This window comes from Metapseudomonas cellulosilytica (assembly GCF_049334135.1).
In the GTDB taxonomy this organism is placed as follows: Bacteria; Pseudomonadota; Gammaproteobacteria; order Pseudomonadales; family Pseudomonadaceae; genus Metapseudomonas.
In genome coordinates this window covers 21684-35839 of sequence record NZ_JBHZGN010000041.1, presented here as the reverse complement: position 1 = coordinate 35839, position 14156 = coordinate 21684, and the positions used below count along the sequence as shown (strand labels likewise).

The following is a 14156-nucleotide window of genomic DNA, read 5'->3' as shown; positions in this document are numbered from 1 at the left end:
CATGGTTGGTCATCAGGCAATACGCATAGACCTTGACCCCGAAGACATCCTTCAACTCGCGCAAGTCGGCCAGGTAACGCTCGAAATCAGCGTCCTCGGCAAACACGACCTGCCGGTTATGGCCACGCTGAACAATGTGATGTGGATAATTTGGCAATAAGACGCGCCCGACCCTGGGCATGGCTGCTCCCTCTACGGCTCTCTAAATCCGACGGCCCTACCCTTTATGAAAAATTAGAGTAGGAAAAATAAATCTGTCCCCTTTTCCTGTCCCCCTTTTCCTGTCCCCTTTTCCTTGCCTTTTCACTAGTCATCCAGATACATCAGAAGACATTTTCCATCTTTTTTCCCAACAAGACTTATTGGCTTTGCCGTCCGCCCACCATCCAACGAGATTTCGACGACCAACTCTTTATTCTCAAATGAATTCAGCTCTTCAATCAAACACCGAAGAGTCTTTCCTTTATTTTTCCAATCTTTTTCCGGCGATATAGTTTCCACACTCAATCTCCAATACGCTTCAAATTAACATCATACGTTCCGAGCCTGGTATTCTTACTACCCAACCCCTTGATGGAATCCGCCATTTTCCAAGCCCCTCCATTATGCCCATCTAGATCCCTAGTTATATACATTCCTCCATTTTTATATATTGCCTGCCCTCCATGAGTAGTCTCAGATATCTTAGTGAACCCGAGTGCCTCTGCCGCCAGCTTAGCTTCTTTGTTTGTCTTATATACAGCGCCTTTCGCGCCCCCGGAGCTTTTTCCTCCTCCGACTATGCCAGCAATAAGCTGAGCTGCATTTGCCCAAAACCCTGCACCGGCTCCATCACGATCAGCAACTATATGATTAGTTATGATGTTCTGCGATGCCTGGTTACTATCCGGAACTATCCATCCGATTGCAGTAGCCGCGCCGGCATCTCCGCTGGAGCGAACCTTGTCAGCCAGCGCTTGGATCTTAGGGGCATCAGCCAGCAGCTCGTTCGATAGCTGAACGCACGCTTTCAGATCGCGCTGGCAGAGCGTATCGAGCTCGCGATTCCGCTGCTCATCCAATTGAGCCCATCGCTCTTGAACATCGAGACGGCATTCCTTGTCCCCGCAGGCAGCACGTTCTTCGAGCATCTGCTCAACTTCCGCATGCTTCAGGTAGTTGAATACCGTGGCCTGCTGCGCCACCCACCCCGCTTTCTCCTGCGCCTTCTCATCCCCACCCGCCGCTGCTGCCACCGTGATGCCGATCAACTGCGAGGTCATGGCCAGCACGCGCTCATGGGCCTCGCCGGGAAAGAGTTCCTTGCCGAAGCTGTCTATCAGGGCCTCGTTGGCGCCGGCCGCCAGGGCGCCGGTCCGGAAATCGCCACCCGCCGCTTCGGCAATCAGACCACCGACGATGGCGTGTACGGCGACTTTGGTGGGAATTCCGGTGCCTACCAGGCTGTCCCCGACTTTTTTATAGATGGCGCCAGTCAGGGCATTGGCCGCCAAGTCGATGACAGCCTGGGTCAGGTTGTCCTTGAACTTGCCGCCGTTGACCAGCGTCTTCATGGCTGAGTTAACAGCTATCTCAAGACCAGTGCCTCCACCGGCAACACCACCACTTACGCCTGCCGCCACATAGTTCTTCAGACTGTCGCTGGAGGTGATGTCCTTGGCCGCCGCCCCCAGGTTGCCCTTGTTGTTGATGGTGCTTACAACAGTGTTCACCGCAACAGCATTAACAACGGAGTTGGCGACGCCCGCTTCGACGGAGCCCGCGGCAGCTCCGCTCAGACTCGCACCGGCTCCCCAGGTCAGGTAGGTCACGAGGATCGCAATCGCCAGTTGCGCCCCCGCCCCCAACCCCGAATGGCTGTACTTGAAGGAGTCATGCACTTCCTTCACCCGCTGCCAGTCCACATCCCCACGCTGTTCCAACTCCTTGATCCAGGCGAGGTTGGGATCGGCCTGCACCATCGCGTCGATGGTCTGGCTGACGGTCTGCTGGTCGATGTGCTTGAGGTCGACCTTCAGGCCGTCCACGGCGTGGATGGCGATTTCGCCCTGGGCGATGAGTTCGCTCTGCCGCAGCGTCTCGTCGGTGGTGCCCTTGCCCTTGGCGCTGGTCCAGGCGAGGTCGCCCTTGCTCTTCTCATGGCTTTCCTGGTGCAGGTCCTTCACCGCTTCGAAGGCGATCTCGCCGCCGCTGTCCAGGGTCAGGTCGGCGCCGGATTCCAGCTTGGCTTTCTGGTAGCGCTGGTCGCCTTCGCTGACCAGGGTGAGGTCGCCGCCGGTGGTGATCTCGCTGCCAACGTAACGAATGTCGGTGACTTCATCACGCTGGGTCTTCTTGCTGCCGAAGCTGCCCTTTTTCTTCTTGTCGTAGAGGCTGAAGTCGCTGTCTTCGGCCGCCAGCAGGCTGAGGTCACGGCCGGCATAGAGGTACGCGTCATCGCCGGCCTTGACCTGGCTGGCGGTGAGGGTCAGGTCACGCCCGGCGAGGGCGGTGATGTCACCGCCGGCTTCGATGACGCTGCCCTGCTGACGCACGCTGTCGCGCTCGATATCGACCTTCTTGCCTTTTCCTTTGTAGTGGTACTCGTAGTGGCTTTCGTCGGCCGCCGAGGCGATGGTGAGGTCGCGGCCCGCCGCCAGTTCGAGGTCACCGCCGGCGCCCACGCGACTAGCGATCACCGCCAGATCCCGCCCGGCCTCGACCTTGAGATCACCGCCCACCTGCACCTCACTGCCATGCTGTGTGATGCTGGTTTCGCTCCAGCGCGATTTCTTGCCACGGCCTTCGGCGTGATCGATCTCGGCGACCGAGGCAATGGCCAGGTCGCGGCCAGCGCTGAGGCTGGCGTTGCCGCCGGCACTGAGCACACTACCGATGTTGCTGAGGTCGCGGCCGGCCGAGAGGCTGAGGCTGTTGGCGGCTTCGATGCGCGCGGTGGTGTTAAGCACGCTGTCGGTCTGCCGCAGGCTGGCGCCGCCATGCTCGAGGGTACTGACACTGCGTTCGTTGACCAGGTCGCCGGTGAGGGCGATGGCGCTGACATCGCGCCCGGCGATGATGCCGCCCTGGGCGTTGCGGATGCTGTCGGTGGCGAGCAGGTCGAGGCGGTTGCCGGCTTCGATCAGGCCAGTGTTGCCGAGGTCACGGCCACTGGCGCTGAGGTTGTTGCTGGCGCGCAGGGTGCCCTGGTTGGTCAGATCGCCGCCGCTCACCAGGTTGACGTCCCGCCCCTGGATCAGCGCGCCATTGGGGGCCAGGCGCCCCTGGGCCTGGGCCAGGTAGAGCACCGGCACCAACACCGGCTCGCCGTTCACCACATGCTGTTCCATCCAGACGATGTCGTGGGTCAGCGCCGCCACCTGGGCAGCACTCAGGCCCACACCGACGCTGAGGTTCAGCGCCTGCTGGCTGGCCAGGGCGTTGTCCATCAGATAGCGGAACATCGCCTCGTCGCTGGTCAGCCCGGCGAGGAAGCGCTGGCCAGTGCGGGCAGCGACGGCCTCGCGCATCAGGCGCTGCTCGTAGAGGCCGTCGCCGAGGCGTTTCTGTGCCTGGTCCGGTTCGTAGCCCAGGCGACCGAGCAGGTAGTCGGAGCTGAGGAACTGCTTGAGGCTGGTCAGTTCGGGGTTGGTTTCGATCAGGTACTTATGGGGCCTGGACGGTGCCTGGAGGGTGAGTTGCCCCGAGAACTGCTGGACCGCTTGCCCATCCGGCAGCGTCGCGCCACCGCTGGGGTCTGGCGCCTGGACCTGCTCGGGGGTCATGCCGCCACCGGCCAGGGTACGGCCTGGCAGGGCGGTAACGACCGACGCCCCGTCGACCTCGACGCGGATGGCACCAGCGCTGCCGCCGTTTCCTCCGGTGCGTTGCCAGTCACCCAGGCCAAGCTGCGAGCCGCCGGTCTGGGCATTGTCGCTGACCTGCACCTCACGCACCTGGGTATCGGGAAGCGGCCGCTCGCGCTGGGCGAGGCCAACGCTGGCGCCGCCCATGGTCCACTGCTGCGGGGCGTTGCCGGCAATGTCGGCCTCGGCGGCGCTGCCACCCTGGCCGCTCAATCGGAACAAGCCATTTTCGCCGCTGGGCAGGCTGAAGCCGGGCAAATTGAGCGGGTTGACCTGCTGTTGCGCGAGGTCGGGCGGCAATTGCGCATTGAGCCGTGCAGGCGTCGAGAGGCTGTTGGCGTCGGTGGCCGTGCTCTGCACGCGACTGCCCCCCAGCGCGCCGGGCTCGCCCGGCCGCAGGCTGCCGTTGACGATCTCCTGGCTGGCCTGCACGTCGATCCGGCCGCCGGCCTGGATGATGGCTTGGGCCACCACTGCACCCGTGGTCGGCAGGTTCTGGTCGCTCTGTTTGACACCAATGAGTATGGGGTCGGCGGCCAGGCGGCCCGGGTCGTAGTCGGCCGAGCTCGGGTCGTTGTAGCGGTTGTAGTGCTCCTGGTTCTGGACGAAGCCCCAGTACTCGGGATCGCTCCTGGTGTAGATCTCGTAGGTGCGATAGCGCTCGTAGCCACCCGCCGCACCGACGTTGCTGAGGCGCTCCGCGCTGACACTGAGATCTCCCGCCGCGGACACCAGGCTGTTCTGGTTGTTGAATTGGTCGCCCTGGAACGCCAAATGGCCACCGGCGATCAGACTGGCGCTGGCGGAGTCCTCTATCACCTTGGCCTGGTAGGTTTCCTTGACGTTGTATAGGGCCCAGCAGTGCTTGCCCTTGCAGTTGTCGGTCGCGGTGATGGTGATGCGGCCGGCATGCAGTTCGAGGCTGGCCTCGAAGCGGTCCTTGCGGTTGGTGAGCTGGCTGACCGAGAGGCGCATGTCGCCCTGGCTTTCCAGGGTCGAGGAGATGTTCTCCAGCACCGCGCTGCGTGCCCCGGCGTCGTTGGCGGCGATGTCCAGCGCTCCCAGGCTGAACAGGTCGGTATGGCGGTTGATGAAGCTGTCCACGCGCAGGGTCATGTCCGCGCCGCTGAAGATCAGCCCGTTTTCGTTGAGCAGGTTCGGCGCCACCAGGCGCAGCTGGCCGGCACTGCCCAGGGTGCCGAAGTTGCTGATGGCCCCGGCGTTGATCCTCAGGTCGCTGGCGGAGGTGATTCGGCCAGCGTTGGTGAGTAGCCCTCCGACCTGGATATCGGTGACGTCGCCGCCGGTGATGCGGCCCTCGCCGGGCAGGTCCAGCCGGCCCGAGTTCAAGCTCAGGCGGCCCAGGCTGCTGATGCGGCCGCTGCCGCTGTAGCTGCCGCTGAGGTCGAGACGGAAATCGCCATCGCTGGCGAGCAGCCCATGGTTGGTCCAGGTGCCGCCGCTGCCGCTGAACCGATCGCTGGCGAGCAATTTACCGCCGGCGGTCTGGGTGAACTGGCCAACCTGGACGATCAGGCTGCCGGCCTGTAGCACGCTGCTGTTGGTCCAGCTGTCGGCGGTGATGGTCAGTGCGCCACGGGTGACCAGGCTGCCATCGCCGTCGGTGGCGCTGAGGGTGTCGATATCGAAGGCGCCACGGCCCACATGGAGCACCTTGCCGCCGGCGTTGAGGAAATTGCCGGCGCTCACGCCCAGTTCGTGGTTGGCGCTTTCCAGCACGCCGCCACGGTTGTCGAAGAGCCCCTGTAGGCTGAGCTGGGTGCGGCCGCTGCCGCCCAAGGCGCGTAGTTGTCCACTACGGTTGTCCAGAGAGGCGGCGGCCAGCGCCAGGGTGCTGTCGCTTTCAATGATCCCGTGGCGGTTATCGAGGGCACCGGCCAGGCTGAAGTCCACCGCGCCTGCAGCAATCTGCCCGCCATTGGTCACCTGGGTTCCGCTGACCTGGAGCAGTTGTTTGGCGAAGAGCCCGCCCTGGCGGTTGTCGAGCTGCCCCGCGGAGAGCCGGGCGTCGCCACCAAGCGCCGAGATATGCCCGCCCTGGTTGTTCAGACGGGAGACGGCAAGCTCCAGGGACTGCGCCTGGATGACGCCACCCGCACCGGACCAAGCGCTGTTGTCGAGCCAGTCGCCCAGGCGCGCCTTGACCCAGCCGCGCAGGCTGGCGAAGACACCGTCGCGGTTGTCCAGCGTCGCAGCTTCGAGTTCGACGTTGCCCTCCTGGCTGATGAGGCGGCCGCCCAGGTTGGCGAGGGCCCCGCCGACGGCCAGGGCGAGGTCGCCCCGGACCTGCAGGGTGCCGCCGGTGTTGTCGAGGCTGGCGGCCATCAGCTCGAGACCAGCATTGCGGCTGTAGATGAGGCCGTCATTGCTGTTCTGCACCGCACCGCCGGCGGTGAGCAGTAGTGCGCCGTTGGCGGCGAGGGTGCCCTGGTCGCGGTTGTCCAGGCTGCCGGTGAGCAGGGTCAACAGGCCCTGGCTGGCGATCTGGCCGCCACGGTTGTCGACCCGGCTCGCCCCCTGCAGGAGCAGCGGGCCGGTACTGGCCAGGGTCCCCCTGATGTTGGTCAGGGCACCGAGCAGGTTCAGGGTGACTGCGCCATTGCCGGCGATGCGGCCGCCGCTGTTGTCCAGGTCGGTGGCCTCCAGCATCAGGTCCTGTTGCGCCTGCAGGGTGCCGGCGGCGTTGTTCAGGCCGACCGCCTTGAGGCTCAGGCCGGCGCCGCTGTCGATCAGGCCACCCTCGCGGTTGTCCAGCAGGTCGGTGAGCTCGAGCGTCTGCCCGGCACCGCTGGAAAGAATGCCTTTGTCGCTGTTGTCCAGGCTGGCCGCCTTGACGCTGAGGCCGCCCTGGCTGACCAGGGCGCCTTCGCCCCGGTTGAGCAGGGCGCCAGTGAGACGGACGTTGAGGTCGCCACTGCGGCTGGAGAGGGTGCCGCCGGCGCTGTTGTCCAGGCTCAGGCCGCTGAGGTCGAGGCCCAGCCAGCCGGAGAGCAGCCCGCCCTGGTTATTGGCGCTCTCCAGTTCCAGGCCGAGTTGGCCATTGCTGATCAGCTTGCCGCCGCGGTTATCGAGGTGGCGCAAGTCGAGGGCGAAGCTCTCGCGGCTGCTGATTTCCCCATCCCGGTTATCGAGATCGCGCAGGTGCTCCAGGCGCAGCGGGCCGTCGGCGAGGATCAGGCCCCCCTGGTTGTCCAGGTCGCCGCCCTGCAGGTCGAGGGTGACGCCGGATTCGCCGATCAGGCGGCCCTGGTGCTGCACGAACTGGCCGGTGCGCAGGGCCAGCTCGCCCTTGGCGGATATCTCACCGCCGTCATTCGCCAGTTGCTGGCGGCTGGCCAGGGTCAGCCGGCCCTGGCTGTTGATCAGGCCCTGGCCACTGTTGTCCAGGCTGCCGGTGGAGAGATCCAGGGCCGTTCCCGCCAGCAGGCTGCCGCCCCGGTTGTCCAGGCTGCCACTGGTCAGGCGCAGGGCCTGGGCGGCGCTGACCAGGCCTTGCCAGCCGTTGACGAGCAGTTGTTCCACGCCGAGGTCGAGGTCGCTCCGGCTGCTCAGGGTGCCGCCGCTGTTATCGAGGTGGGCGGCCCGGATGGCGAGACTGGCGCCGGCGATCAGGCCCTTGAGGTTGCCCAGGGCCTGCTCGATACGCAGGGTCAGGGCCTGGGCGCTGAGCAGCTTGCCGCTGCTGTTGTCCAGATTGCGGGCGGCCAGGGTGAAGGCCTGCTGGCTGGAGATTTCGCCATCCTGGTTGCGCACGTCGCCGAGGTTCTGCAGCAGTAACTGGCCAGGGCTGTTGAGCAGGCCGCCACGGTTATCCAGAGCGCCGCCCTGAAGGTCGAGGCGGAGGTCGGACTGGCTGAACAGTTGGCCGCCGCCATGCTGGTCGAGGCTGGTGGCGCGTACGTCGAGAGTCTTGGCACTGCCGATCCGGCCCTTGTCGCTGTTGTCGATCAGGCCGGTGTCGAGGCTGAGGGTGTCGCCACCGATCAGTTGCCCGCCCCGGCGGTTGTCGAGGGCCGTGCTGCGGACCTGCATGGCCCCCTCTGCGGAAAGCAGCCCCTTGCGGTTGTCGAGGTGGCCGCCGTGCAGTTGCAGGCTGTCGTCGGTCACTGCCCGGCCGCCCTGGTTGTCCATCGCGGTCCTGGCTTCCAGGACCAGCGGGCCGCCGGCGGACAGCGTGCCGCCAGCGTTGTCCAAGGTATCGGCGGCAATGCCCAGGGTGCCTTCGCCACTCACCAGGCCCTGGCGGTTGGAGAAGCGCTCGCTCAGGTCGAGCCGGAGGTCCTGCCGGCTGGCCAGGGTGCCGCCGTCGTTGGACAGTTCCCGGCCATCCAGGCGAAGGCCACCACTGGCGGACACCAGGCCCTTGGCCTGGTTGATCAGCCGGTCGAGCGCCAACACCAGCGAGCCGTTGGCCAGCAGCTTGCCACCCGAGTTGTCCAGGTGCCCGCCGCTGAGGCTGGCGTCGGCCTGGCTGGAAATCTCGCCGCCGCGGTTGTCGGTCTCGCCAACCGCGAGCCTGAGGCCTTTTACCGCTCCCACCAGGCCGTCCGCGCGGTTGTCCAGGCTGCCGGCCTGGAGGTTGAGCTTTTCCAGGGCAACCAACTCACCGCCCTGGTTGGCCGCCTGGCCGGCCACCACGAGGTCAAGGTCTCCCGTGCTGCTGATCAGGCCCTGGCTGTTGTCCAGGCTTCCTGCTTCGAGCCGGAGGCCGGCTGCCGAAATCTGGCCTTTGACGTTGTTAAGGGCCTGGGCGATGCGCAACACCAGCGGCTGGTTGCTGAGCAGGCTGCCGCCGTTGTTGTCGAGTTCCCGAACCGCCAGGCTGAGGCCTCGCTGGCTGGAAATTTCCCCGCCCTGGTTACGCAGCAGGCCGACGTTATTCAACAGCAGCCAGCCCTGGGCGTTGATCAGGCCACCGTCGCGGTTGTCCAGTTCGCCCTGGTTGAGATCGAGACTGAGGTCGGCCTTGCTGAAGAGTTCGCCGCCATCCCGCTGGTCGAGGCTGGCGATATTTGCGTTCAGCGGGCCATTGCTGGCGATGCGCCCCTTGCCACTGTTGTTTACCTGCGCGGCCTGGAGGTCCAACTGAGCACCGCTGGTCAGGATGCCGCCCTGGCTGTTGTCCAGGTCACCGGCGCGGACCCGGCTGCCGCCCCTGGCGCTGATCCGGCCAGTGCGGCTGTTGTCGAGCTGGCCGCTGGCAAGCTGCAGGGCCGCATCGGTGAGGATGGCGCCACCGCGGTTGTCGAGCGGCCCGGCGCTGGTCAGATTCAGGTCCTCGGCACTGGATATCGTGCCGGCCCGGTTGTCCAGGCGACTGACGCTGAGCACCAGGGTGCCCTCGCTGCTGACCAGGCCCTGGTGGTTGACCAGGGTGCCGCCCGGCCCGCGGCCACTGGGGGCCAGGGCAAGCACCAGCGCCTTAGCGCTGGCCAGGGTGCCATCGCTATTGTCCAGGCTGCTGCCACTGAGCGCGGCAGACGTACGGCCGAAGACCAGGCCCTTGGCCTGATTGATTACACGGTCCACGGCAAGGACGAGGTCGGTACCGGCCAGCAGCTTGCCGCCGCTGTTGTCCAGGTGCTGGCCCGAGAGGGTCACCCCGGATTGGCTGGATATCTCGCCGCCGCGGTTGTCGATCTGGTCGACTGCGAGCGTCAAGACCCCTGTACTGCCCACCAGACCACCCTGGCGGTTGTCGAGCGTGGCAGCGTCGAGGTCGAGGCGGCCCTGGGCGACCAGCTCGCCGCCCACCTGTTCCAATGTGCCAAGGCTGGCCTTGAGATCGGCCTGGCTGGCGATGCGACCCTGGCCGTTCTGCACCTCCCGGGCATTGAGCTGCACGGGGCCGGCGGCAGTGATGCGGCCGCCCTGGTTGTCCAGGCGCTGACCCTGGTAATCCAGGCTGGCCTTGCTGCTGATCTGGCCCTGCTCGCGGTTGTCCAGCAGGTCGATCCTGAGTACCAGTGGGCCATTGGCGACCAGGTGGCCGCCACGGTTATCCGACTGCCCGGCAAGGATGCCAATCCGGCCCTGGCCGCTGACCAGGCCAGCGCGGTTGTCCAGGCGGCCGGCCTGGATATCCATGACCCCCTTGGCGAGCAGACTGCCCTTGCCCTGGTTGTCCAGCAGGCCGCTGAGCAGGATGCCCAGGCTGCCGTCCGCCACCAGCGTGCCTCCCTGACTGTTGTCCAGGCTGGCGGCCTGCAGGCTGACATCACCACCGGAACCCAGGGTGCCGTCACGATTGTCCAGCGCGCCGCCCAGGAGGACGGACAGGCCACTGTCGCCGAGCAGGTCGCCATCCCGGTTATCCAGGCCGGCGGCTTCGAGCCTGGCGGCACCCGCCGAGGACAGTTCCCCGGAACGGTTGTCGACCCGGCCGGCGACCTGCAGCAGCAGGTTGCCGCTGCTGGTGAGCAGGCCTCCACCGTTGTCCAGGGAGGCGCTGCGAACCTCCACGCCGGCGCCAGCGATCCGCCCCTTGAGGTTGTTCAGGGCGCTTTCCAGCCGCAGGGTCAGGGCCTGGGCGCTCAGCAGCTTGCCGCTGGCGTTGTCGAGGCTGCGGGCGGCCAGGGTGAAGGCCTGCCGGCTGGAGATTTCTCCGCTCCGGTTGCTGACATCGCCGAGGTTCTTCAGCAGCAGTCGGCCGGGAGCGTTGAGCAGGCCACCGCTGTTATCCAGGTGGCCGCCATTGAGGTCTAGGCTGAGGTCGCTATTGCTGTAGAGCTGGCCGCCGTCCCGCTGGTCGAGCCCGGTGATGCTGGCGGCCAACGGACCGTGGCTGGCGATGCGGCCCTGACCGTGGTTATCCACCTGACCGGCCTGGAGGTCCAGACCGGCGCTGCTGGTCAGTTGGCCGCCCTGGCTGTTGTCGAGTTTCCGGGCAGCTACCCGGGTATGGCCATTGGCGCCGATCTGTCCCGCCAGGCTGTTGTCCAGCGCGTCCGCTACCTGGATATCGAGACTGCCCTGGCTGCCGACCCGGCCTTGCCGGCTGTTGTCCAGGGAGCCCGCCTTGAGCTGCAGCCGCTGGTTGGCGCCGAGGGCGCCAGCCTGGTTGTTCACGGCCTCGCTGGCGGCGAGATCGAGGGTCTGTTCGGCAATCACCTTGCCGCCACGGTTGTCCAGGCTGTCGGTGCGCAGGCGGGCATTCGACTGGCTGGAGACTTCTCCACCACGGTTGTCCAGTTGCCCCACGCCGACGTCGAGCGGTCCGCTGCTGGTGATCAATCCGCCCTGGCTGTTCTGCAGCTGATCGGCTGTCACCGCGAGATCGCCCTTGGCCAGCACCCGGCCCTGGCGGTTGTCCAGCTTGGAAGCCGCCACCTTGACCTGTGACTGGGCACTGAGGGTGCCGCCCTGGTTGTCCAAGGTCTGGCGAGCGCTGACCTCGAGGTTGCGGCTGGCCGCCAGGGTGCCGGCGTTGCGCACCTCCCGCGCTTGTAGCTGCACGTCGCCGCCACCGTTGCGGCTGTTGTCCGGGTTGACCCCGGCCTCGACTACCCCCTGGTTGAGGGTGCGCCCGCCGCTGTTGAGGCGCACGGCGTCCTTCGCCGCCAGGCTCTGGCGGATGACCAGGTCCTCGCGCGTTTCCAGCACGGCGCTGCCGCCGGCATAGGCCTGGGCGGTCAGCTCGGCGCCCTGCGCCCTGACCTGCAGGTCGCGGGCGGCCGCCGTCTGCGCCAGGGTCACCTGGCCGTTGGCGTCGATGCGGATGTCACCGGCACTGGCCGCCATGTCGCCGGCCAGCTTCACGCCCACCCCGGCCTCGGTGCCCACCAGGCGGATGGCCCCGGCGTACATGCCACCCAGGGCGGAGCTGTCGATGGCCAGGGCCGGGGCGGCGCCGCCATCGGTGGCGCGCGGGGTGGCGGCCAGGCTGTCGGCCTGCACGTCGTTGCGGCCGGTCACGATGGTGAGGTCGCGGGCATGGAGTTCGGCATTGAGCCGGGCGCTGCGGGTGATCAGCTCGAACTGGTCGACGTTGCTGGCGTTGAGGCCGGCGCCCTCGAGGGTGATATCGCCGCCGTCCACCTGGAAGCGGTCGAGCCGTCCCGCCTCCAGCACCGGTTTGCCGGTGGTCAGGGTGGCGCGCGGGGTGTTGATGAAGCCGCAGCCGTTGCAGGTGAGGCCGTGGGGGTTGCTGACAATGACCCGCGCTGACTGCCCGGCCACTTCGGTGTAGCCGCCGAGCAGGCTGCGATTACCGCCGGTGACTTCGTTGAGGATGGTGCCGGCGGCGCGGCCCTGGAGGTTGGGGTTGCCGAGGATCAGCCCGCCCAACTGGCTGGCCTGGGCCCGCTCGGTGGCGTTGTTGAGGATCAGCCCCTCGGCACCGACGTTGTACTCGCGGAAGCGGTTGTGGGACAGGCCACTGGCGTTGGGGGTGGCGATGTTGACCACCGGCACGCCGTTGCCGGCCTGGCCCAGCTGGGTATTGCCGCCCGCCGCCTGATCCACCGCCAGCTGGGCGGCAGTGGCGACGATCGGATCGAGGAAGAGGATGCCGATCAGGACCAGGGCGATGTTCTGGAAGAAGGGGCTGCGGGTATCCATGCTGCGGGACTCCTGTCCTGGCCGACTCAGAAGAAGAGGTCGAAACGGAAGTAGATGGGCCGTTCCCGGCGCTCGATGGCATCCGGCCGTTCCAGGGAATGGGCGAAGGTGAACGCGGCGGCGAGGTGCTGGCCTCGGGTACTGAGTTCCAGCGCGTGGCTGCTCAGGCGGCCGCTCTGGCCAGGGTTATGGGCATTGCCGTGGATCACACCGAGGTCGTAGGCCAGCGCCGCGCCGTACTCCTGCAGCCAGGGCCGCAGCGGCTCCCAGGTGACCGCACGGCGCCAGCGCAGCTGGTTGCGCCAGTAACCGCCGCTGTCACCGGCCAGGGACTGGTCCTTGAATCCCCGCACCGAGCTGAGGCCACCCAGACTGATGCGCTGCGGGCTGAACAGTGGGTCCTCGCTGTACTGGCCGTAGGTGAGGCTGTCGAAGCTAAGGTTCTCCCCCAAGAGCTGGAAAGGCTGCAGGTAGCTGAGGGTGAGGCTGTACTTGCTGTAGCGGGCCACGGGCTCGCTGCCCCGGGGGTGCCCGGTGCCCTGGGCGTCCAGGGCACCGATACCGCGCTGCCAGCCGAGGTCGAGGTTGACGAATGCCGAGCCGAAGCGGCGGCCGTGGTTGAAGCCGAACTGGGCTTCGGTCAGGCGCTGGGTGGAGGCCTCGATCAGGCTTTCCTCGATGTAGTTGCGGGTGCGCAGGTGGGCCAGGCCGAAGCTGGCGGCGGTCTTGCCGGCGCTGTCGCGGTGCAGCACGCGCTCGGCGCGCAGCTGGTGGTTCTTGCTCTCGCCATCGAGGGCGAAGTCGAAGCCGGCGCTGTCGTTACGGGTGCGGTAGTAGCTCTGGCTGTAGCTGTAGGCGAGGCTCCACCAGCCGTAGGGGAGGCTGTAGGAGAAGCCCTGGTTGGCCGAATGGCGCCAGTGATCGCTGACCGCATCGCCGCCGCCGCGCAGATTGAGCTGGTCGGCGAGGCCCAGGGGGCTGTCCCAGTCGAGGCTGACGCCCCATTGCTGTTCGCCGGTGCTGCGCTGGCCGTCGTTGTCGCGGCTGAGGCCGACGCGCCAGGGCTTGGCGGCTTCGCCCTGGAGGCGCACGCGGCTGCCGCCGACCTGTTCGCCGGGCACCAGTTCCAGCTGGGCCGGGCGCGACGGCAGGCGATTCAACTGGTCGACCAGTTGTTCCAGCTCGCGAAGGTCGAGCATATCGCCAACGCGGCCGGGGAAGGTCATGGCCAGTTCGCGGTCACTGGCTACGGAGGAGCTGTCGAGCCCCTCCAGGCGCCCCTCGATCACTATCACCTCGAGTTCGCCGTCCGCGAGGTCCTGCTGCGGCAGGTAGGCACGCGAGGTGACGTACCCCTTGTCGAGATAGAACCCGGTAATCGCCTTGAGCAGTTCGTTGAGGCCGGCGCTGCCCAGGCAACGCCCCTCGAAGGGGACCAGCAGTTCACGCTGGCGCGGGGCGGGAATGTGGTCGGCACCTTGCAGGTGGATGCTGCGGATGTGGAAACACTGGGCTTCGTCGGCGGGCGCCGGTGGCTCGGGCAGCGCGGTTTTCCCAGGGAGTTGCTGCAGTTCGTCGAGACGCCGGCGTTGTTCGTCGAGGATGCGTTCCTGGCGTTCACGGATCAGCTCGCGGTCACCCGGAGAGACGTCGGCACCAGCCCATTGCGCGATGCCCAGGGTCAGCATGAGCAGTGGGAGGAGATGGCGTTTCAATGAACGCGCGCGGGGC

Annotated in this window: 2 protein-coding genes and 3 pseudogenes; all 5 read right to left on the bottom strand. The window is 66.5% G+C overall.

Annotated features, from left to right (window positions below; all coding sequences use genetic code 11):
• Nucleotides 1-181, bottom strand: a 181-nt coding sequence (locus ACFW0H_RS29060; protein WP_422917304.1) for a transposase, incomplete at its 3' end; no start/stop codon positions are given.
• 322 nt (nucleotides 182-503) lie between these two features.
• Nucleotides 504-1556: pseudogene (locus tag ACFW0H_RS30200) on the bottom strand (toxin C-terminal domain-containing protein); the annotation flags it as partial.
• A gap of 576 nt (nucleotides 1557-2132) precedes the next feature.
• Nucleotides 2133-3662, bottom strand: a pseudogene (locus ACFW0H_RS30195) (hemagglutinin repeat-containing protein); the annotation flags it as partial.
• Nucleotides 3663-4541: 879 nt separating this feature from the next.
• Nucleotides 4542-12425, bottom strand: a pseudogene (locus ACFW0H_RS29055) (two-partner secretion domain-containing protein); the annotation flags it as partial.
• Nucleotides 12426-12451: 26 nt separating this feature from the next.
• On the bottom strand, nucleotides 12452-14113 hold the full coding sequence (locus ACFW0H_RS29050) for a ShlB/FhaC/HecB family hemolysin secretion/activation protein (RefSeq protein ID WP_422917306.1): 1662 nt from the start codon (nucleotides 14111-14113) through the stop codon (nucleotides 12452-12454).
• Between the last annotated feature and the right edge of the window lie 43 nt (nucleotides 14114-14156).